The following is an 18,963-nucleotide window of genomic DNA, read 5'->3' as shown; positions in this document are numbered from 1 at the left end:
CCGGCGACCGCCGGGCCGAAGGCCGAGCGGCCGGTGCGGGTGATGGTCGTGGACGACCACCCGATGTGGCGCGACGCCGTCTCGCGCGACCTCGCCGAGGCCGGGCTGGACGTGGTGGCCACCGCCGGCGACGGCGAGGAGGCGGTCCGCCGGGCCCGGGCCTGCTCGCCGCAGGTGGTGGTGCTGGACCTCAACCTCCCCGGACTGCCCGGTGCCGAGGTCTGCCGCCAGGTGGTCGCCCAGGACCCGTCGGTGCGCGTCCTGGTGCTCTCGGCGAGCGGCGAGCACGCGGACGTGCTGGAGGCGGTGAAGTCCGGCGCGACCGGCTACCTGGTGAAGTCGGCCGGCCGGGACGAGCTGCTGGACGCGGTGCGCCGCACGGCCGTGGGCGACGCGGTGTTCACCCCCGGCCTGGCCGGGCTGGTGCTCGGCGAGTTCCGCCGGCTGGCCGCCGAGCCCGCCGCGCCGACCGCGCCCGCGGTGCCGAAGCTGACCGCCCGGGAGACCGAGGTGCTGCGGCTGGTGGCCAAGGGCCTGTCCTACCGTCAGATCGCCGACCGGCTGGTGCTGTCGCACCGCACGGTGCAGAACCACGTCCAGAACACCCTGGGCAAGCTCCAGCTGCACAACCGGGTCGAACTGGTCCGGTACGCGATCGAGCAGGGCCTGGACGACGAGGTCTGAGCGGGGCGCGCCGACCGGCGCGCCCCGCCCGTCTCCTCAGCCGCGGACGGCGGCGGCCCCCCGCAGGAGGCCGGCGACGATGTCCACGCCGTTGCGGGTGAGCACGGACTCCGGGTGGAACTGCAGCCCGGCGAAGCCGGGGCCGCGCAGTGCGTGGACGTCGCCGGTCAGCGGGTCGCGGGAGAGCTCGATGCCCTCGGCGGCGAGCCGGGCGGCGTCCTCGTCCGAGGCGCGCGCGGTGAAGGTGTTGTAGAAGCCGACCGTGCGCCGGGTGCCGAAGAGGTCGATCACCTCCTGCGCGCCCTGGAACGGGACGGCCTTGCGTGCCAGCGTCAGCCCGAGCGCGTCCGCGAGCAGTTGGTGGCTGAGGCAGACGGCGAGCAGCGGCGCGGTCCGGGTGCCGGCCCGGGCGGCCGCCAGCGCGTCGGCGACGACCGGGCGGAGCACGGCCATCTTGGCGTCGTCGGCGGCCGCCGGGTCGCCCGGGCCGGGGCCGAGCACCAGCGGGCCGCGGTGGGCGGCGACCTTCGCGCGCAGGCCCGGTTCGTCGTAGCGGACCACGCCGACCCGGTGGCCGAGCGAGGTCAGCAGGTGGGAGAGCATCGCGGTGAAGGTGTCCTCGCCGTCCACCACCAGGGTCGGCTCGGCCTCGGTGGGCACGGCCGGCTCCTGCATCCGCAGCCAGAACGGGGCCAGGTCGGCGCGCCGGGCGTCCAGGGCCGCCTGGACGCGGTGGTCGTCGGCGAGCCGGGGGCCGACCGGGCCGGGCACCCGGGCGGGCGCCGGGCGGGCGCCGATCGCGGTGAGCACACCGGCGGCCTTGGCGTGGGTCTCGGCCACCTCGGAGGCCGGGTCGGAGTGCCGCACCAGGGTCGCGCCGACCCGGACCACCAGCCGGCCGGTGGCCGGGTCGATGTCGGCGGCCCGGATGCAGATCGGGGAGTCGAGCAGCTGGCCGCCGCTGGCGGAGCGGCCGATCAGGGCCAGCGCGCCGGCGTAGTAGCCGCGCCCGCCGCGCTCGTACCGGCTGATCACCCGGGCCGCGTTCTGTACCGGGCTGCCGGTGACGGTGGCGGCGAACATGGTCTCCTTCAGCACCTCGCGGACGTCCAGCGAGGTGCGGCCGCGCAGCTCGTACTCGGTGTGCGCGAGGTGGGACATCTCCTTCAGGCGCGGGCCGAGCACCTGGCCGCCGAGGTCGCCGACGGTGCACATCATCTTGAGCTCCTCGTCGACCACCATGGTGAGCTCCTCCAGCTCCTTGGGGTCGTGCAGGAAGGTCAGCAGCGAGTCGATGTCCGCGCCGCCCGCCGGATAGCGGTAGGTGCCCGAGATCGGGTTCATCACGACCGTCCCGCCGCTCTGCCGCACATGGACCTCGGGGGAGGCGCCGACCAGGACGCGGTCGCCGGTGTGCACCAGGAAGGTCCAGTAGGCGCCGCGCTCCTGCTCCAGCAGCCGGCGGAAGAGCGAGAGCGCGAGCTCCGGCGAGCAGTGTCCGCCGGCGGCCCCGCCACCGGCCCCCAGGGTGGCGGTGAAGTCGCGCCGGATCACGAAGTTGGCGCCCTCGCCGCGGCCGATCTCGTCCTCGATCACCCGCCGGACGACCGCGGCGTACTCCTCGTCGTCGATGTCGAACGAGCCGCCGGACAGCGGGACCGGCACCCGCGGGAGCAGCGGGGCGAGCTCGGCCAGCGGGACGGCGTACTGCTCGGCCACCGCGAGGGCCCGCAGCGGGGTGGCGTCGTCGTGCACCTCGAAGCCGCGCTCGCGGAGCTGGCGGAACGGGACGAGGGCGAGCAGGTCGTGCACCGGTCCGCCGGCGGGGACGCCCTCGCGGACCGGCAGGTCGGCCAGGTGCTCGTAGTCGCCGACGGTGCCCAGCAGCACCTCGACGGTGTCCGGCGCGAGCCGGGGGGTGCGGCGGTGCAGCAAGGCGAAGGCGGGTGCGTCCGGGCCGGTGAGGCGGGCGAGCAGGTCGGCGGCGGTGGTCACGTGCGGCTTCCTTCCGGGTGGAGGGCGGGGTGCGGTGCTGGGTTCCGCTCCCGGGAGGGCCGCCTGGTGAAACGCCGACGGCCGCCCCGGGGGGCGGCCGTCGTGTTCGTCTAGGAACGCGCGAGGAGGGGGCCGCCCAAGGGGTCGGCCCACCAGCAGAAGCAGGTGTGCGGCGCGTTCATGCGTCGAGACTAGCGGATGCGGCGGACCGGGTGAGGCCGGTCACGCGATTGTCCGCGACGTGTCTCATCCCTCGGGCAACGGTCACAAATCGGTTGTCGCACCCCGTAGCCTTGCCGTGTGACCGTGACGAATCCCCACCCCTGGCAGTCCCTGCCCGCGGCGCAGCAGCCTGAATGGCCGGACCAAGAGGCTCTGCGCAAGACCCTTGCCGAGCTCGCCTCGTATCCGCCGCTCGTCTTCGCCGGCGAGTGTGACCAGCTGCGCGCCCGGCTCGGTGCCGTGGCGCGTGGTGAGGCGTTCCTGCTGCAGGGCGGCGACTGCGCCGAGGCCTTCGACGGCGTCTCGGCCGAACACATCCGGAACAAGCTGAAGACCCTGCTGCAGATGGCGGCCGTGCTGACGTACGCCGCCTCCGTGCCCGTGGTGAAGGTCGGCCGGATCGCCGGGCAGTACTCCAAGCCCCGCTCCAAGTCGACCGAGACCCGTGACGGCGTGACGCTTCCGGTCTACCGGGGCGACTCGGTGAACGGCTTCGAGTTCACCCCGGAGTCGCGCATCCCGGACCCGGAGCGCCTGAAGCGGATGTACAACGCGTCCGCCGCGACGCTCAACCTGGTGCGCGCCTTCACCACCGGTGGCTACGCGGACCTGCGCCAGGTGCACGCCTGGAACCAGGACTTCGTGCGCAACTCGCCGGCCGGCCAGCGCTACGAGCAGCTCGCCCGCGAGATCGACAACGCGCTCGCGTTCATGAACGCCTGCGGTGTCGCGCCGGAGGAGTTCAAGACCGTCGAGTTCTTCTCCTCGCACGAGGCGCTGGTCCTGGACTACGAGACCGCGCTGACCCGCGTGGACTCGCGCACCGGCGAGCTGTACGACGTCTCCGGCCACATGGTCTGGATCGGTGAGCGCACCCGGCAGCTGGACCACGCGCACATCGAGTTCGCCTCCCGGATCCGCAACCCGATCGGTGTGAAGCTCGGCCCGACCACCACGGTCGACGAGGCGCTCACCCTGATCGAGAAGCTGGACCCGGAGCGCGAGCCCGGCCGGCTCACCTTCATCACCCGGATGGGTGCGGGCAAGATCCGCGACCACCTGCCGACCCTGGTGGAGAAGGTCACCGCCTCGGGCGCGCAGCCGGTCTGGATCTGCGACCCGATGCACGGCAACACCTTCGAGGCCTCCAGCGGCCACAAGACCCGCCGCTTCGACGACGTGCTCGACGAGGTCAAGGGCTTCTTCGAGGTGCACCGCGCCCTCGGCACCCACCCGGGCGGCATCCACGTGGAGCTGACCGGCGACGACGTCACCGAGTGCGTCGGCGGTGGCGACGAGGTGCTGGTCGACGACCTGCACCAGCGCTACGAGACGGCCTGCGACCCGCGGCTCAACCGCAGCCAGTCGCTGGACCTGGCGTTCCTGGTGGCCGAGATGTACCGCGGCGGCCAGTGATCGACGGCGCCCGCTCGGACGAGCGGATGTGAGCGAAGCCTCTCCGGTCTCGGGACATCCGAGGCCGGAGAGGCTTTTTCACGCCCGGTCCATTGGGTAAGGTGAGGCTTAGTGAGCTAAGGCAAGCCTTAGTCAAGATCGTTTCAGGCCGAAGAGGCCCGCACCACCCCGGGAGAGACCGCGATGTACGTGTGCATGTGTCATGCGGTCACCGAGGACCAGGTGAAGAAGGCGATCGACGCGGGGGCCAACACCCCGCGCCAGATAGCCAAGGGCTGCCGGGCCGGCACCGACTGCGGCTCCTGCGTCCGCCGGATACAGGCCCTGCTGGGCGAGCACGGCGCGCGGCCGTGCCCGACCGCCCGCCTCGCCGCCAGGCTGGGGCTCGCCGACCCGGAGGCCGCGCCGTCGGAAGCAGCCCCGCCGGCCCCGCCCGCCCCGCTGCGCGCGGCCTGAGCCGGGCGGCTCAGGACTCCGGCTGCTCGATCAGCTGGGCGAGGTAGAGCGCCTCCCCGAGCTTGTCCAGCAGCTCCAGCTGGGTGTCGAGGTAGTCGATGTGGTGCTCCTCGTCCGCCAGGATGTCCTCGAAGATGTTGGCCGAGGTGACGTCGTTCTTGGCCCGCATCACCACGATCCCGCGCTTCAGCCGGTCGATCGCCTCGACCTCGACCTGGCGGTCCGCCTCGAACATCTCCTTGACGGTCTGGCCGATCCGGACGTGGAAGAGCCGCTGGTAGTTGGGCAGCCCGTCCAGGAAGAGGATCCGGTCGGTGAGCGTCTCGGCGTGCTTCATCTCGTCGAACGACTCGTGCCGGGTGTACTTGGCGAGCTTCGTCCAGCCGAAGTTCTCCTGCATCTTCGCGTGCAGGAAGTACTGGTTGATGGCGGTCAGCTCGGCGGTGAGCTGCTCGTTGAGGAATTCGATGACCTCTGCGTCGCCCTTCATGGCGGCTGCCTTCCTGCTGTGCGTCCAGATCCTCGGCCGTACCCCCCGGCTGCACGCATCCTGGCACCGTGATGGGAAGAAATTCCAGTAAGTTCACACTCACTAGGACATGTGTCGGAATATCCGATTTGGACGGTTCCTTGGCCCGTACGGGCGGGCGCACGGCCCCGGAAAGGGGCGCGCGCAGGGCGTTGCCCGCCGTCTGTCACCATGGAGCCATGGGTCAGTCCGAACGAGAACCGCTACCGTCGTCTGACCCGAGGCTCCCGCCGGGCCAGCGCCGACAGCGAGGCTGGCCGGCCCTGCACTACGGCCCGGTGCCCCGCTTCAAGCCGCTGACCTGGGACTTCCAGGTGTTCGGCGCGACCGCCTCGGCGGAGAAGCACAGCTGGGACTTCGCCGGCTTCACCGCCCTGCCGCGCACCACCGTCCGCGCCGACCTGCACTGCGTCACCCGGTTCTCGCTGCTCGGCAACGAGTGGACGGGTGTGCCGGCGTCCGAGGTGCTGGAGCGGGTGCCGCCGGCGCCGGGCGTCACCCATGTGATGGTCTGGGCCGAGTACGGCTACAGCGCCAACCTGCGGCTGGCCGACTTCGCCGACGCGTCGGCCGTCTTCGCCACCCACCGCAACGGCGAACCGCTGAGCGCCGAGCACGGCTTCCCGGTCCGCCTGGTCGTGCCGCACCTCTACGCCTGGAAGGGCCCCAAGTGGGTCCGGGCGGTCGAGTACATGCGGGCCGACCGGCGCGGCTTCTGGGAGGAGCGCGGCTACCACAACCTCGCCGACCCGTGGCGCGAGCAGCGCTACTCCTACCAGGAGGAGCCCGGGGACGGCCCGCTGCGCTAGCAGTCGTCCGGCCGATCCGTGCCCCTACAGGAACGGGAAGGTGACCGTCACCACGGTGCGCTGCGCGCGGCGCTCGCCGGCGGCGGGGGACTGGCTGGACACCTTGCCGGTGCCGAACAGGTTGACCCCGCTGCTCTGCATCACGAACCCGGCGGCCTGCAGCGTCCGCGCGGCGTCGTCCTTGGACATCCCGGTCACGTCCGGGACCGGCACCATGCCCTTGCTGACCACCAGCGAGACCGGCGTGTTCTCCGGCACCTGCTGCCCCGCCGCCGGAGAGCTGCTGATCACCGCGCCCTCGGCCACCGCGTCGTTGTACGTCTCGGTCACCCCGCCGCGCGCCAGCTGGGCGCCGGTCAGCGCGGCGGCGGCCTGGTCGGCCGGCTTGCCGGCCAGCTCGGGCACGGCGATCCGCTTCGGGCCGCGGGAGACGGTGACGCCGACCGCGTCGCTCTTGCGGGCCCGGGCGCCGACCCCCGGGTCGGTGGAGATGACCTGCCCGGTCGGGACGGTCTCGCTGTAGACCTCGGTGAACCGCCCGTGCATGCCGGCGCCGTCCAGGATCCGCTGCGCCTCGGCCCGGTCCTTGCCGAGCACGCTCGGCACCGTCGTGTACAGCGCCGAAGAGAGCGCGTACGTGGCGCCGCCGACCAGCAGCACCAGGGCGGTCAGCGCGGAGGCCCAGATCAGCGGTTTGCGGGGGAGGCGGCGCAGCCGGCCCGGTCGCGGGGTGCGGGCCGGCGGGGGCGGCTCGTCGTAGGGGCGCGGCTCGGCGAGCAGCTGCTCCATCACCTCCGGGGGGACGTCCAGCACGCTGGTCCGCTCGACCGGCGGCGCGGGTACGGCGGGCTGGATCACCGAGGTCGGCTCGCTGGTCGGGTACTGCGGGCTGGGCCGGGTGGAGGCCGGCGGCTCGGCGTCCAGCTCGGCAGGGGTGAGCGTGCGGCGCACCCGCTGGAGGGCGGCCAGCAGCTCGACCGCGTCGTAAGGGCGGGCCTGCGGGTCGCGCGAGCAGGCGGCGGCCACTATCGCGTCCAGCCCGGGGACGACGTTCGGCACGGCGAGCGACGGTGCGGGGACGTCCTCGTGCAGGTGGCGGTACATCACCTGGACCGGGTTCTCGCCGGTGTGCGGGCGGTGGCCGGTGAGCATCTCGTAGAGCAGGATGCCGGCCGCGTAGACGTCGACCCGCTGGTCGGTCCCGGCGCCGGGGCGGATCTGCTCGGGGGCCAGGTAGGACACGGTGCCGAGCACGGTGCCGGTGGTGGCGGTGCCGGACGTCGCCGCGCCGTCGCCCGCGTCGAGCACCCGGACCAGGCCGAAGTCGGCGACCTTCACCAGGCCGCCGTCGGTGATCAGCACGTTCTCCGGCTTGACGTCGCGGTGGACCAGCCCGGCCCGGTGGGCGGCGCCGAGCGCGGCCAGCACCGGCTCCAGGACGTCCAGCGTGGCCCGGATGGACAGCGCGCCGCGGTCGCGCAGCAGGTCGCGCAGGGTGCGGCCGGGCACGTACTCCATGGCGAGGAAGACGGTGCCGCCGTCGGCGCCCTGGTCGAAGACGTTGACCACGTTGGGGTGCGCGAGCCGGGCGACCGCCTTGGCCTCGCGGATGAACCGGCCGGTGAAGCCCTCGTCGCCAGCCAGCGAGGGCTGCATCACCTTGAGGGCGACGACCCGGTCGAGCCGGGTGTCGGTGCCCTTGTAGACGGTGGACATCCCGCCGGACGCGATGCGCTGCTCGACCCGGTAGCGGCCGTCGAGGAGGGATCCGATCAGGGGGTCGTGCAGTGCCATGTCCGCCTTGTCCACCCGGCGAGTCTAGTGGCGGGGCCCGGGCCCGGCGCCGCCCCGGGGGGCGCGTGCCGGGCTTCGTGGCCGGGCTGTGACAGTGCGCCGTTGCCGGGCGTGTCCGGCAACGGAGGGCCGGTGGCCGGGGCCCGTGGCCGGGGGCGTTCCCCGCCGCGGGCCCCGGGCCCCGTCAGAACGCCGGGCGCTCGCGGGTGTCCAGGTCGGCCCGGCCGGCCATCGCCGAGGAGGCCTCGGCGTGGAAGCGGCGCGGGATGCGGCCGGCCCGGTGGGCGAGCCGGCCGGCCTCGGCGGCGTGCCGCATCGCCTCGGCCATCAGCACCGGGTCCTGGGCGCGGGTCACCGCCGAGGCGAGCATCACGGCGGCGCAGCCCAGCTCCATCGCCAGCGCGACGTCCGAGGCGGTGCCGGCGCCGGCGTCCAGGATGACCGGGACGTTGGCGCTCTCCACGATCAGCTGGAAGTTGTGCGGGTTGCGGATGCCCAGGCCGGAGCCGATCGGCGAGCCCAGGGGCATGATCGCCGCGCAGCCGACGTCCTCCAGCTTCCGGGCCAGCACCGGGTCGTCGTTGGTGTACGGCAGGACGGTGAAGCCGTCGTCGACCAGCGTCTCGGCGGCGTCGAGCAGCTCGATCGGGTCCGGCAGCAGGGTCCGCTCGTCGGCGATGACCTCCAGCTTCACCCAGTCGGTGCCGAGCGCCTCGCGGGCCAGCCGGGCCGTCAGCACGGCCTCGCCGGCGGTGAAGCAGCCGGCCGTGTTGGGCAGCACCCGGATACCGTTGCGGGTCAGCACGTCCAGGACGGAGCCCTGGGTGCCGGGGTCGACCCGGCGCATCGCCACGGTGGTCAGCTCGGTGCCGGAGATCCGCAGCGCCTGCTCCAGGATCTCCAGGCTGGGGGCGCCGCCGGTGCCCATGATCAGGCGGGAGCCGAAGGCCGTCCCGGCGATGGTGAGGACGTCCTTGTCGTCGAGGGTGGTGTCGGCCATCGGTCAGCCCCCCTGGACGGCGGTGAGGATCTCGATCCGGTCGCCCGCCGAGAGCCGGGTGTCCGGCCACGAACTGCGCGGCACCACGGCCTCGTTGAGCGCGGCGGCGACGCCGGAGTGGGCCTGGCTCAGGGTGGCCACCACCTCGGCGAGCGTGGTCGCTGCGGGCACCTCGCGGGGCCGGCCGTTGACGGTGAGGGGGATGTCGCTCATGCGGGGACCTTCGTGGTGAAGCGAGTGGGGGAGAAGGGCTCGGCGAGGGCCGGGACGGTGCCGGTGACCAGGTACTCGGCGAGCAGGTCGGCGGTGACCGGGGTGAGCAGCACGCCGTTGCGGTAGTGGCCGGTCGCGGCGACCAGGCCGGGCAGGGCGGTCGGCCCGAGCAGCGGCGCGTTGTCCGGTGAGCCCGGGCGGAGTCCGGCGGAGGTCTCCACCAGCGGCAGCTCGGTGATCCCGGGGACCAGGTTGTGGGCGTCGCGCAGCAGCTCGTAGACGCCGCCGGCGGTGACGGTGGTGTCGTAGCCCTGCTCCTCGCTGGTCGCGCCGATCACCAGCTCGCCGTTCTCGCGCGGGACCAGGTAGAGGTGTTGCCCGCGCACCACCGCGCGGACGTTGCGGGACAGGAACGGACGGTACGGCTCGGGGATGTGCAGCCGCAGGATCTGGCCCTTGACCGGGCGGATCGCGGGCAGCACGCCCGGCGGCAGGCCGGGCAGCCGGTGGCTGTACGGGCCCGCGGCGAGTACGGTCCGCCCCGCGGTCACCACCTCCCCGGTGGTCAGCCGGGCGCCGACCGCCCGGTCGTGCTCGACCAGCAGCTCCGCCGCCCCGGTGCGGTGCACGAGGACGCCCGCGGCCTCGCAGGCCCGCTCCAGCGCGGCCAGCAGCCGGCGGCCGTCCACCTGGTGGTCCTCGGCGACGTGCAGGCCGCCGCGGACGCCGGGCGCCAGCATGGGCTCCAGCTTGCGGGCCTCCCGCCCGGTCAGCCACTGCGAGTCCAGGCCGAGCCGCCGGTGGAAGGCGTGCAGCTCGCGCAGCTCCTCGCGGTCGTCGGAGTCGAGCGCGACGGCCAGCGTGCCGCAGCGCCGGTAGCCGGTGTCCGCGCCGCCGCTCGCCTCCGCGAGGTCGGCCGCGAAGTCGGCGTACCGCTCGTTCGAGGCCATCCCGAGGCGCAGCAACGGCTCCTCGCCGTACTGGAGTTCGGTGACCGGGGCGAGCATGCCGGCCGCGACCCGGGCGGCGCCGCCCCCGGGGTCCGGGTCGACCACGAGTACGCGCCCGACCCCGCGCTGGGCCGCCCGCCAGGCGACGGCGAGGCCGATGATGCCGCCGCCGATCACCAGGACGTCGACGCGGGTGCCCGCTGCCAAGCGTGTCAAAGTCGCTTCTCCCTTCGCCGGTATGACCCGGATCAGGTTCGGACGGTCGCGGGCCGTGCCAGCCCGCCTCTCAGCCCGGTACGCCGGGCTCCCGCGATGGTGCCCCCACCTTAACTCCGGGCCTGGTCACGGCTGAAGGTGCGTACGAAGGGTGGGACGGGCTCCGGCGCCGGCACCGAACGCCAGTAGGGTGACGGGCGTGGCAGATCTGAGCGGTACGGATCAGGTGGTCGTGGTCGGCGCCGGGCTGGCCGGGGCGCATTGCGCTTCCGGGCTGCGGCGGGGCGGCTGGCGGGGGCGGATCGTCCTGGTGGGCGAGGAGCCGCACGCGCCGTACGACCGGCCGCCGCTCTCGAAGCAGGTCCTGCTGGGCAAGGCCGACGACACCCCGCTGGACATCGACTTCGCGCACCTCGGCATCGAGCTGCTCACCGGCCGCCGCGCCACCGGGCTGACCCCGGGCGTGCTGCACACCGACGGCGGCGACCTGCCGTACGGCGCACTGGTGATCGCCACCGGCGCCGCCCCGCGGGTGCTGCCGGGCGCCGAGCGCGCGCACCTGCTGCACACCCTGGACGATGCGCTGGCGCTGCGGGCCCTGCTCCGCCCGGGCCTGCGGCTGGTGCTGGTCGGAGCCGGCTGGATCGGCGCCGAGGTGGCCACCGCGGCCCGCGCGGCCGGCTGCCGGGTCACCGTGGTGGAGGCCGGCCCGGCGCCGGTGCCCGGCGCGCTGCCGACCGGGATCGGCCGGGCGATGGCCGCCTGGTACGCCGAGGCCGGGGTGGAGCTGCGCTGCGACGCCGCCGTGGCGGCCGTCGAGCCGGGCGCGGTGCTGCTGGCGGACGGCTCGCACCTGCCGGCCGACGAGGTGGTGGTCGGCATCGGCGTCCGCCCGGCGACCGGCTGGCTGGCCGGCTCCGGCGTCGAGCTGGACGCGGCCGGCGCCGTCGTGGTGGACGACCGGCTGCGCACCGGCCTGCCCGGCGTCTTCGCGGTCGGCGACTGCGCGAACTACCCGTCCGCCCGCACCGGCGCCCGGTTGACCGTCCAGCACTGGGACCACGCGCTGCAGTCCGGCCAGGCCGCGGCCGCCTCGGTGCTCGGCGCGGACGCGCCCTACGACCCGGTGCCGTACTTCTGGTCGGAGCAGTTCGGCCGGATGGTCCAGTACGTCGGCCGGCACGACGCGGGGGACGAGCTGGTCTGGCGCGGTTCGCCGCAGGACCCGACCTGGGCCGTGCTCTGGCTGCGCGAGGGCGCGCTGCGGGCCGTGCTCACGGTGGACCGCCCGCGCGACCTCACCCAGGCCCGCCGACTGGTCGAGCGCGGCGCGGTGCTGGATCCGGCCCGGGCGGCGGACCCGTCGGTGCCGCTGAAGGCGGCCGTCGCGGGGTAGCGCGGGCGGCCGTCGCGGGGTGGCGCGGGCGGCCGGTTGGTGCGCCGCGGGCCGCGGAGGTGGCAGTCTGGTGCCGTGAGTGAGATCGAAGCCAAGATTGAGTCCCTGGTCCCCGAGTGGCTGTACCTGCCCGACATCTCCGAGCGGTGGGGCGTCGTGGTCACCGAGGTCCGCAACATGGTCAAGAAGGGTGACCTGATCGCGGTCCGCCGCGGCCCCAACCGGTCGCTGCAGGTCCCGGCCGCCTTCATCGACGACGCCGGCCCCGTCAAGCACCTGATCGGCACGGTGACCGTGCTGCGCGACAGCGGGTTCAGCGACGAGGAGATCCTCGAGTGGATGTTCACCGAGGACCCGTCGCTGCCCGGCACCCCGGTCCAGGCGCTCTGGGAGAACCGCGCGACCGAGGTGAAGCGCCGCGCCCAGGCGATGGCGCTGTGACCACCGCGACGCCCGGCGCGGAGGCCCGCCGGCGGCTCGCCGACGCCCGGCTCTACCTCTGCACCGACGCCCGACGCGAGCAGGGCGACCTCGCGGAGTTCCTGGACGCCGCGCTGGCCGGCGGGGTGGACATCGTCCAGCTCCGCGACAAGGGCCTGGAGGCCAAGCAGGAGCTGGCCGCGCTGGAGGTGTTCGCCGACGCCTGCCGCCGCCACGGCAAGCTGCTCGCCGTCAACGACCGGGCCGACGTCGCGCACGCCGCCCGCCCGGACGTGCTGCACCTGGGGCAGGACGACCTGCCGGTGCCGGCCGCCCGCGCGATCCTCGGCGAGGACGTGATCATCGGGCGCTCGTGCCACGCCGAGTCCGAGGTGGACGCGGCGATCGCCGAGCCCGGCGTGGACTACTTCTGCACCGGCCCGGTCTGGCCCACCCCGACCAAGCCGGGCCGCCACGCACCGGGCCTCGGCCTGGTCGGGTACGCGGCGAAGCAGCCCACCGACCGGCCGTGGTTCGCCATCGGCGGCATCGACCTGGGCAACCTGGACGAGGTGCTGGCCGCCGGCGCCCGCCGCGTCGTGGTGGTGCGCGCGATCACCGCCGCGGACGACCCTCGGGCGGCCGCCGCCGAGCTCGCCCGGCGCCTGCGCGCCTGACCTACGGTGGGGCCGCCGCCGTCCCGGCCGGTACGTCTCAGTACTTGCGGACGGTGGCGGCCTCGGCCAGCGCCAGCAGCACCTCGCGGGCCCGCTCGTCGGCGAGCGGCGCGGCCTCCAGCGCGGCGAGCGACTGGCGCATCAGCTGGGTGATCCGCTGCTCCACCCGCTCGGGGGCGCCGCTGCGCTCGATCAGCCCGCGCAGCCGGGCCACCTCCTCGGGCGCGAGGTCCGGCGCGCCGAGCCGCTCGTCCAGGTGCCGGGCGTCGGCGGCCGGCAGGGCGCGCATCGCGTGGGCGACCAGCAGGGTCCGCTTGCCCTCGCGCAGGTCGTCCCCGGCCGGCTTGCCGGTGACCGCCGGGTCGCCGAAGACGCCCAGCAGGTCGTCCCGGAGCTGGAACGCCTCGCCCAGCGGCAGACCGAACGCCCCGTACGCCTCGACCAGCCCGGTCGGGGCGCCCGCGAGCAGCGCGCCGACCTGCAGCGGCCGCTCGATGGTGTACTTGGCCGACTTGTAGTGCAGCACCGTCTGGGCCCGCTCCAGCGCGCCCCCGTCGGTGGAGTCGCCGGCGACCGGCTCCAGCACGTCCAGGTACTGGCCGACCATGACCTCGGTGCGCATCAGGTCGAACATCGGCTTGGCGGCCAGCACCGCGGCCGGGTCCAGGCCGGAGCGCAGGAACAGCTCGTCGCACCAGATCAGCAGCAGGTCGCCGAGCAGCACCGCGGCCGAGGCGCCGTACTGCTCGCGGTCGCCGCGCCAGCCGTGCTCGCGGTGCAGCGCCTCGAAGCGGCGGTGCACCGAGGGCAGGCCGCGCCGGGTGTCGCTGCGGTCCATCAGGTCGTCGTGGACCAGCGCGCTGGCCTGCAGCAGCTCCAGGGCCGCCGCCGCGTTGGCGATGCCCTCGCCGGCGGCCGGGCCGCCCGCCCCGCGCCAGCCCCAGTAGCAGAACGCCGGGCGCAGCCGCTTGCCGCCGTCGAGCAGGAAGTCGCGCAGGGCCTCGGTCGCGGGGGCCAGCTGGGGCGAGATCTTGCCGAGCAGGGCCGACTGGCCGTCCATGAAGCCGGCCAGGGCTGCGTTGACGCGCTCGCGCACGTCCTCCACGTCAATCGGGTTGGCCGGCCGGTTGCTGGACGAGGTCACGATGAGGCTCCGGAGGTTTCGCTGGGGTGCAGCAAGCCTAGCCGGGCGGCCGGGAACACCCGTACGGACCAGGGGCCGCCGGGTGGATCCGCCCGGGCCGGATCAGGTCCGCAGGGCGGGGCCGCCCGGTCCCGGGGCCGGTTCCGCGGGCCTCCGGGCGTATCCGGAACGGTGTCCACCGCTTGTCTCAATTACTGGGATCGAGTTGTCCGGGCCCTGCGACCGGTGGTTAACCTGCCAGCATGGCACTCGGCATCGCTTCCACCAGAACCGACCGCGCGTTGACGGTCCGCGAGCTTCTGGCGGCCGGCAAGCGGTCCTTCTCCTTCGAGTTCATGCCCCCGCGCACCGAGGTCGGCGAACAGCGCCTCTGGGACGCCATCCGCAGGCTCGAACCGCTCGACCCCAACTTCGTCTGCATGACGTACGGGGCCGGCGGCTCCTCGCGCGAGCGCACCGTCAACATGGTCGGCCGGATCGCCACCGAGACCACGCTGACGCCCGTCGCGCACCTGACCGCGGTCGACCACTCCGTCGCCGAGCTGCGCAACATCATCGGCCAGTACGCCGACCAGGGCGTGCGCAACGTCCTCGCGGTGCGGGGCGACCCGCCCGGCGACCCGATGGGCGAGTGGGTCAAGCACCCGGAGGGCGTCACCTACGCGTACGAGCTGGTGGAGCTGATCAAGGGGATCGGCGACTTCTGCGTGGGCGTCGCGGCCTCGCCGAACATGCACCCGCGTTCGACCGACTGGGACGAGGACATCCGGCACTTCGTGGCCAAGATCCGTTCCGGCGCCGACTACGCGATCACCCAGATGTTCTTCGAGGTCGACGACTACCTGCGGCTGCGGGACAGGGTCACCGCGGCGGGCTGCCACGCGCCGATCATCCCGGAGATCATGCCGGTCACCAACGCCAAGCAGCTGGAGCGCTTCCCGCAGCTGAGCGGCTCGGCCTTCCCGGCCGAGCTGGAGGCCCGGCTGCGGGCCGCGGTCGACGACCCGGCGGCGCTGCGCGAGATCGGTATGGAGCACGCCACCGCGATGTCCGAGCGGCTGCTCGCGGAGGGTGCCCCCGGCCTGCACTTCATCACCCTGAACCACTCGACCGCGACGCTGGAGATCTACCAGAACCTGGGCCTGCACCGGCGTTGACCTGCCCCGCGTTCCCGGTCGCCGCGGCCCCGTGGCCGCCCGGGGCGGCCGGGAACGCGATGCGGTACCCCGGCCGTTGAACGGGTACAGTCGCCGCACACGCGCGGCGCGCGCGGGCACGCGACTGGAGGTAGCGGGCGGATGGGCATCGGGTACCTGCTGCTGTACGCCGCGTTGGCGGTGGTGGCGCTCTGGCTGGTGGCCGAGCTGCTGCTGCAGAACCGGGCTCCGCTGCACTGGCGCGGGCTGGCCCTGGCCGGCTTCCTCGGCGTGGTCGGCGGCATGGCGACGGGCTCCGTCGTGGTGATCGGCGCCGGCGCCGCACTGTTCGCGGTCGGCCAGACCTTCGTCACCCTCTCCGTGAAGCGCGGCTACGCGACCGGCTGGTCGCTGCGCGCGCCGGACGGCAGCCTGCCCGGGCCGCTCGCCAAGGTGCCGCTGCTCGGCGCGCTGACCGGCGGCGGCGCGGCGGTCGCGGCCACCGCGGTGGCGGTGGAGCGGATCGGCACCGTCAGCGAGGTGGAGTCGACCCCGGAGCCGGAACCGTTCGACGAGGACCTCCCGGCCGTCGAGCAGACCGCCGCCTTCGAGATGCAGGAACTCGCGGCGGACGGCGTCTACGCCTCCTCCTACTACGAGCAGCAGGCGCAGGCCGAGACCCAGCTCCAGGCCCAGGTCCAGCCGGACCCGTACGCGGACGCCTACCAGTCCGGCTACGACCCGGCCGCCCAGCAGCAGGTCCAGCAGCAGGTCTGGGACCAGCAGGGCCAGCAGCAGTGGCAGGCCCAGCAGCAGCCGGCCTTCGCCTACGACCAGGGCTACGGCGGCTACCAGCAGCAGCCCGTCCAGCCGGACCCGTACGGCAACTACCAGCAGGTGGACCCGTACGGCGGCTACCAGCAGCAGCCCGCCCAGCAGTACGGCTACGACCAGCAGCAGTGGCAGCCCCAGCAGCCCGACCTGCAGCACCCGCACCCCGACCTGCAGCACCCGCACCCCGATCTGCAGCACCCGCAGCAGGGCATCCCGCACCAGCCGCAGTACGACTACGGCTACCAGCAACCGAACACCTGGCAGCAGCAGGGCTGATCCGCGGGTGCGGGTGCGGGTGCGGGTCCGGCCCGTGGGCCCGCTCGGGCCGGGAGCGGGCCGGACTCAGGCCGGGCCGACCAGGCCGGCCGCGATGCACGCCGACATGCCGACCCGGGCCAGCCCGCCGCCGGGGTGGGCGCCGCCGCCGATCAGGTGGAGGCCGGGCACGGGCGACTCGGTGGCGACCTGCAGCCAGTCCCCGCCGCGCCCGGCGAGGGCGGGCCGGGGCACGGCGCCACCGAACGCCGCCGTCTCCCGGCGGGTGTCCTCGGGCGTCCGGACGACCCGCCACAGCACCCGTTCGCGCAGGCCGAGCCCGGCCGCGTCGACGTGCTCCAGCAAGCGGTCCGCGTAGCGCTCGGCGACGCCCGGCGCCGTCCAGTCGACGTCGCCCTGCATCGGGACGGTGGCGGTGAGCACGGCGGTCTCGTGGTCGTCGTCGGGACGCAGCGCCGGGTCGTCCGGGCGCAGCACCTGCACGGTCGGGCGCTCGCAGGGGTCGGCCGAGAGGGTCAGCGCGTCGATCTCCCGCGCCGGGACCGCGGCGTGGACCACGGTGCGGTGCGCGGTGCCCGGGGGCCGGGCCCCGCGCAGGGCGAGCAGGACGACGAACCGCCCGGTGAGCACCTCGGGGTGCCCCCACTCCTGCGGGTCGCCGCCGCCGGGCCACTTGGCGATCCGGTCCTGGAACAGCGTCCCGGCGTCCATCGAGGAGATCACCAGGTCGGCCTCGACCGGGCCGTCCGGGGTCTCCACGCCGCAGGCGCGGCCGTCCTTCTCCAGCACCTTCGTGACCCGGGTGCCGAAGCGGAACTCCACCCCGCGCTGCTCGCACCGCCGGTGGACCGCGTCGGCCAGCGCGCGGATGCCGCCCTTGACGTACCAGACGCCGAAGGAGAGCTCCATGTACGGCAGCACGGTCGCGCCGGCGGGCGCGGTGTCCGGGACGAAACCGAACCGCAGGGCGTGTTCGTGCAGCAGGGCGGTCAGGCCCGGGTGGCCGCCCAGCTGGCGCTGCGCCACGTCGACGAGGGTCCACTCGCGCGGGCCGCGCAGCCGGGAGAGCAGGCCGCGCTGCGGCGGAACGGGGTACGGGTCGGTGTGCAGCGCCGTGCGGTCGGCCGGGAGCGGCTCCTCCAGCAGCGGGCGGCGGGTGGCCTCCCAGACCGTGCGGCCGTGGTTCATCACCTCGGCCCAGCGGGCGCCCGCGCCGGGGCCGAACGCGTCGTCCAGGGCTTGGACGACACCGCCCCGGGAGGCGTTGGGCAGCAGCAGGTCGGTGCCGTCGGGCAGCAGGTGGCGGCTCTCCGGGTCGACCGGGGCCAGCTCGACCAGCTGCTCCAGCGGCTCCCTGCCGGTCTTCAGCGCGAGGTCGCGGTAGACGGCCGGCAGGGTGAGCAGACCGGGGCCGGTGTCGAAGGCGAAGCCGTCCCGCTCGTAGCGGCCGACCATGCCGCCGTGCGTGGCGCCCGCCTCGCAGACCGTCACCCGGTGTCCGAGGGTCGCCAGCCGGGAGGCCGCCGCGAGCCCGCTCATTCCTGCGCCGATGATGACGATCCGTGCCATGGCCCGAATCCTATGGCCGGGCCGCGGGCACCCCCGCCGCCGGTGCCGCCCGGCCGGCGGCCCGGGCGGCCTTCCGCTCGCGTCGGCGGGCCCGGAAGGCGCGGATCCGGTTGACCGCGAACCAGACCAGCAGCAGGCCGGCGGCCAGCAGGACGGCGGCGAGCGAGGCGGCCAGCCACGGGTGGAAGATCGCCAGGGTGACCAGGCCGGCCACCGCGAGGTCCTCGGCCAGGCTGACCGCGATGTTGCTCGCGGGTTCGGGCGAGGTGTTCACCGCCATCCGCAGCGAGGCCTTCACCAGGTGGCTGACCAGCGCGGTGGTGCCGCCCATCGCCCCCGCCGCGACCTCGCCCAGCGAGCCCGGGTCGGCGCTCGCGATCAGCGCCCCGACCGTCGCGCCGGCGATCGGGCGGATCACGGTGTGGACGGCGTCCCAGAGGCTGTCCACGTACGGGATCTTGTCGGCCACCGCCTCCAGCAGGAACAGGACGGCCGCGGCGGCCAGCACGTCGGTGCGCTCCAGCGCGGGCGGCACCGAGTCCGCCCCGGCGAACCGGCCCAGCAGGCCGAGCAGCAGGACCACCGCGTAGGCGTTGATCCCGCTGGCCAGTCCGCTGGTGAAGATCAGCGGGACGATCGTCATCCGGTCCTCCTCGACGGGGCGGGTGCCGGATCCGCCCGGCCCGCCGTACCGTACCGGGACGCCGGAGCCCCGCTCGTCGGTTCCCGGGCCCACCCGGGTGAGTACGGATACTCAGAACCGCACTTGAGTACCTGAGCGGATGGTCCCCGACCTGCGAAGACGGGAGAGTGGTGGGCACCGGGAGGGCGGCGCGTCGGGCGCCGTGCCCCGGGGCTGCGGACACGTGGCGGCGCCGGGTTCATGGGACGGCGCCCGCCACCGGCGGGTCCGCACGGGAGCCGGCCGCAGGCCCGCACCGCCGGTACGGGGCGGCGGAGCGGGTCAGGGGGGACCGGCGACCCGGGGGATCCGAAGCGCCGCCCACGGGGGGACGGCGCTTCGGCGGGTGCGGGGCGGCGGGACGCGGACCGGCGGAGGGAGACGGTCGGCGACTGCCGCCCGCACGCATGCCCGGGGACGGCCGGAGGGCCGCCCCCGGCCGCACCGGACGCGGACGCACTGTCGGCGGACGCATTGTCAGTGGTGCCGTTCACGATGGAGGGGCACGGGCCGTCCGGCCCGCGCGCTGCCTCGGAACGGGGGAG

18 protein-coding genes and 1 riboswitch are annotated in these 18,963 nt (G+C 74.5%); of the genes, 9 read left to right on the top strand and 9 right to left on the bottom strand.

The window, feature by feature from the left end; translation table 11 throughout:
• The first annotated feature begins 42 nt into the window (after positions 1-42).
• Positions 43-684: a response regulator transcription factor gene (locus tag RMN57_RS11905; protein WP_313767794.1), complete on the top strand. Its 642-nt coding sequence runs from the start codon at positions 43-45 to the stop codon at positions 682-684.
• A gap of 36 nt (positions 685-720) precedes the next feature.
• Here the strand turns inward: RMN57_RS11905 and RMN57_RS11900 are convergent, their stop codons facing one another.
• Positions 721-2,679 carry an anthranilate synthase family protein gene (locus tag RMN57_RS11900; RefSeq protein WP_313763369.1) on the bottom strand — a complete coding sequence of 653 codons (1,959 nt, stop codon included), beginning with the start codon at positions 2,677-2,679 and terminating at the stop codon, positions 721-723.
• A gap of 300 nt (positions 2,680-2,979) precedes the next feature.
• On the opposite strand from RMN57_RS11900, the gene RMN57_RS11895 reads away from it, so the two are divergent.
• Positions 2,980-4,317: a class II 3-deoxy-7-phosphoheptulonate synthase gene (locus RMN57_RS11895; RefSeq protein WP_313763368.1), complete on the top strand. Its 1,338-nt coding sequence runs from the start codon at positions 2,980-2,982 to the stop codon at positions 4,315-4,317.
• A gap of 195 nt (positions 4,318-4,512) precedes the next feature.
• Positions 4,513-4,773 carry a bacterioferritin-associated ferredoxin gene (locus RMN57_RS11890; RefSeq protein WP_380233544.1) on the top strand — a complete coding sequence of 87 codons (261 nt, stop codon included), beginning with the start codon at positions 4,513-4,515 and terminating at the stop codon, positions 4,771-4,773.
• 10 nt (positions 4,774-4,783) lie between these two features.
• On the opposite strand, the gene bfr is transcribed toward RMN57_RS11890, so the two are convergent.
• Positions 4,784-5,263, bottom strand: a complete 480-nt coding sequence (gene bfr / locus RMN57_RS11885; protein ID WP_313763366.1) for a bacterioferritin — start codon at positions 5,261-5,263, stop codon at positions 4,784-4,786.
• A 218-nt stretch (positions 5,264-5,481) separates the two neighbouring features.
• Here bfr and RMN57_RS11880 point away from each other — a divergent pair, with 218 nt between their 5' ends.
• Entirely contained in the window at positions 5,482-6,111 is a 630-nt protein-coding gene (locus tag RMN57_RS11880; protein ID WP_313763365.1) for a sulfite oxidase-like oxidoreductase, read from the top strand.
• 24 nt (positions 6,112-6,135) lie between these two features.
• Here the strand turns inward: RMN57_RS11880 and pknB are convergent, their stop codons facing one another.
• The 4 genes from pknB to thiO all read right to left on the bottom strand — a co-directional run bounded on the left by pknB (position 6,136) and on the right by thiO (position 10,275).
• On the bottom strand, positions 6,136-7,920 hold the full coding sequence (gene pknB, locus RMN57_RS11875) for a Stk1 family PASTA domain-containing Ser/Thr kinase (RefSeq protein WP_313763364.1): 1,785 nt from the start codon (positions 7,918-7,920) through the stop codon (positions 6,136-6,138).
• A gap of 169 nt (positions 7,921-8,089) precedes the next feature.
• Positions 8,090-8,905 carry a thiazole synthase gene (locus RMN57_RS11870; protein ID WP_313763363.1) on the bottom strand — a complete coding sequence of 272 codons (816 nt, stop codon included), beginning with the start codon at positions 8,903-8,905 and terminating at the stop codon, positions 8,090-8,092.
• 3 nt (positions 8,906-8,908) lie between these two features.
• Positions 8,909-9,118, bottom strand: coding sequence for a sulfur carrier protein ThiS (thiS, locus tag RMN57_RS11865; protein WP_313763362.1), 210 nt, complete (start codon positions 9,116-9,118; stop codon positions 8,909-8,911).
• Positions 9,115-10,275, bottom strand: coding sequence for a glycine oxidase ThiO (thiO, locus tag RMN57_RS11860; RefSeq protein WP_313763361.1), 1,161 nt, complete (start codon positions 10,273-10,275; stop codon positions 9,115-9,117). The genes thiS and thiO overlap by 4 nt, the downstream gene beginning before the upstream one ends.
• Before the next feature lies 1 nt (position 10,276).
• Positions 10,277-10,389, bottom strand: a riboswitch (TPP riboswitch).
• A gap of 85 nt (positions 10,390-10,474) precedes the next feature.
• Here thiO and RMN57_RS11855 point away from each other — a divergent pair.
• The 3 genes from RMN57_RS11855 to thiE all read left to right on the top strand — a co-directional run bounded on the left by RMN57_RS11855 (position 10,475) and on the right by thiE (position 12,777).
• On the top strand, positions 10,475-11,680 hold the full coding sequence (locus tag RMN57_RS11855) for an FAD-dependent oxidoreductase (protein WP_313763360.1): 1,206 nt from the start codon (positions 10,475-10,477) through the stop codon (positions 11,678-11,680).
• 75 nt (positions 11,681-11,755) lie between these two features.
• Positions 11,756-12,121 (top strand): Rv2175c family DNA-binding protein, encoded by a 366-nt coding sequence (locus RMN57_RS11850; protein WP_313763359.1) that lies wholly within the window; start codon positions 11,756-11,758, stop codon positions 12,119-12,121.
• Positions 12,118-12,777: a thiamine phosphate synthase gene (gene thiE / locus RMN57_RS11845; RefSeq protein ID WP_313763358.1), complete on the top strand. Its 660-nt coding sequence runs from the start codon at positions 12,118-12,120 to the stop codon at positions 12,775-12,777. Before RMN57_RS11850 ends, thiE begins: the two co-directional genes overlap by 4 nt.
• Positions 12,778-12,814: 37 nt before the next feature.
• Here the strand turns inward: thiE and RMN57_RS11840 are convergent, their stop codons facing one another.
• On the bottom strand, positions 12,815-13,921 hold the full coding sequence (locus tag RMN57_RS11840) for a polyprenyl synthetase family protein (protein ID WP_313763357.1): 1,107 nt from the start codon (positions 13,919-13,921) through the stop codon (positions 12,815-12,817).
• A gap of 242 nt (positions 13,922-14,163) precedes the next feature.
• Here RMN57_RS11840 and metF point away from each other — a divergent pair, with 242 nt between their 5' ends.
• Both metF and RMN57_RS11830 read left to right on the top strand, forming a co-directional pair.
• Positions 14,164-15,078 (top strand): methylenetetrahydrofolate reductase [NAD(P)H], encoded by a 915-nt coding sequence (gene metF / locus RMN57_RS11835; RefSeq protein ID WP_313763356.1) that lies wholly within the window; start codon positions 14,164-14,166, stop codon positions 15,076-15,078.
• 141 nt (positions 15,079-15,219) lie between these two features.
• The gene (locus RMN57_RS11830) at positions 15,220-16,167 is read left to right on the top strand and encodes a hypothetical protein (protein WP_313763355.1); all 948 of its coding nucleotides are present in this window, start codon (positions 15,220-15,222) and stop codon (positions 16,165-16,167) included.
• A gap of 66 nt (positions 16,168-16,233) precedes the next feature.
• Here the strand turns inward: RMN57_RS11830 and RMN57_RS11825 are convergent, their stop codons facing one another.
• Both RMN57_RS11825 and RMN57_RS11820 read right to left on the bottom strand, forming a co-directional pair.
• The gene (locus RMN57_RS11825) at positions 16,234-17,736 is read right to left on the bottom strand and encodes an FAD-dependent oxidoreductase (protein WP_313763354.1); all 1,503 of its coding nucleotides are present in this window, start codon (positions 17,734-17,736) and stop codon (positions 16,234-16,236) included.
• A 10-nt stretch (positions 17,737-17,746) separates the two neighbouring features.
• On the bottom strand, positions 17,747-18,379 hold the full coding sequence (locus tag RMN57_RS11820) for a DUF4126 domain-containing protein (RefSeq protein ID WP_313763353.1): 633 nt from the start codon (positions 18,377-18,379) through the stop codon (positions 17,747-17,749).
• Between the last annotated feature and the right edge of the window lie 584 nt (positions 18,380-18,963).

Origin of the sequence: Kitasatospora sp. CM 4170 (genome assembly GCF_032110285.1) — a bacterium.
Lineage (GTDB): Bacteria > Actinomycetota > Actinomycetes > Streptomycetales > Streptomycetaceae > Kitasatospora > Kitasatospora aburaviensis.
This window is presented reverse-complemented; position numbering and strand designations above follow the sequence as displayed.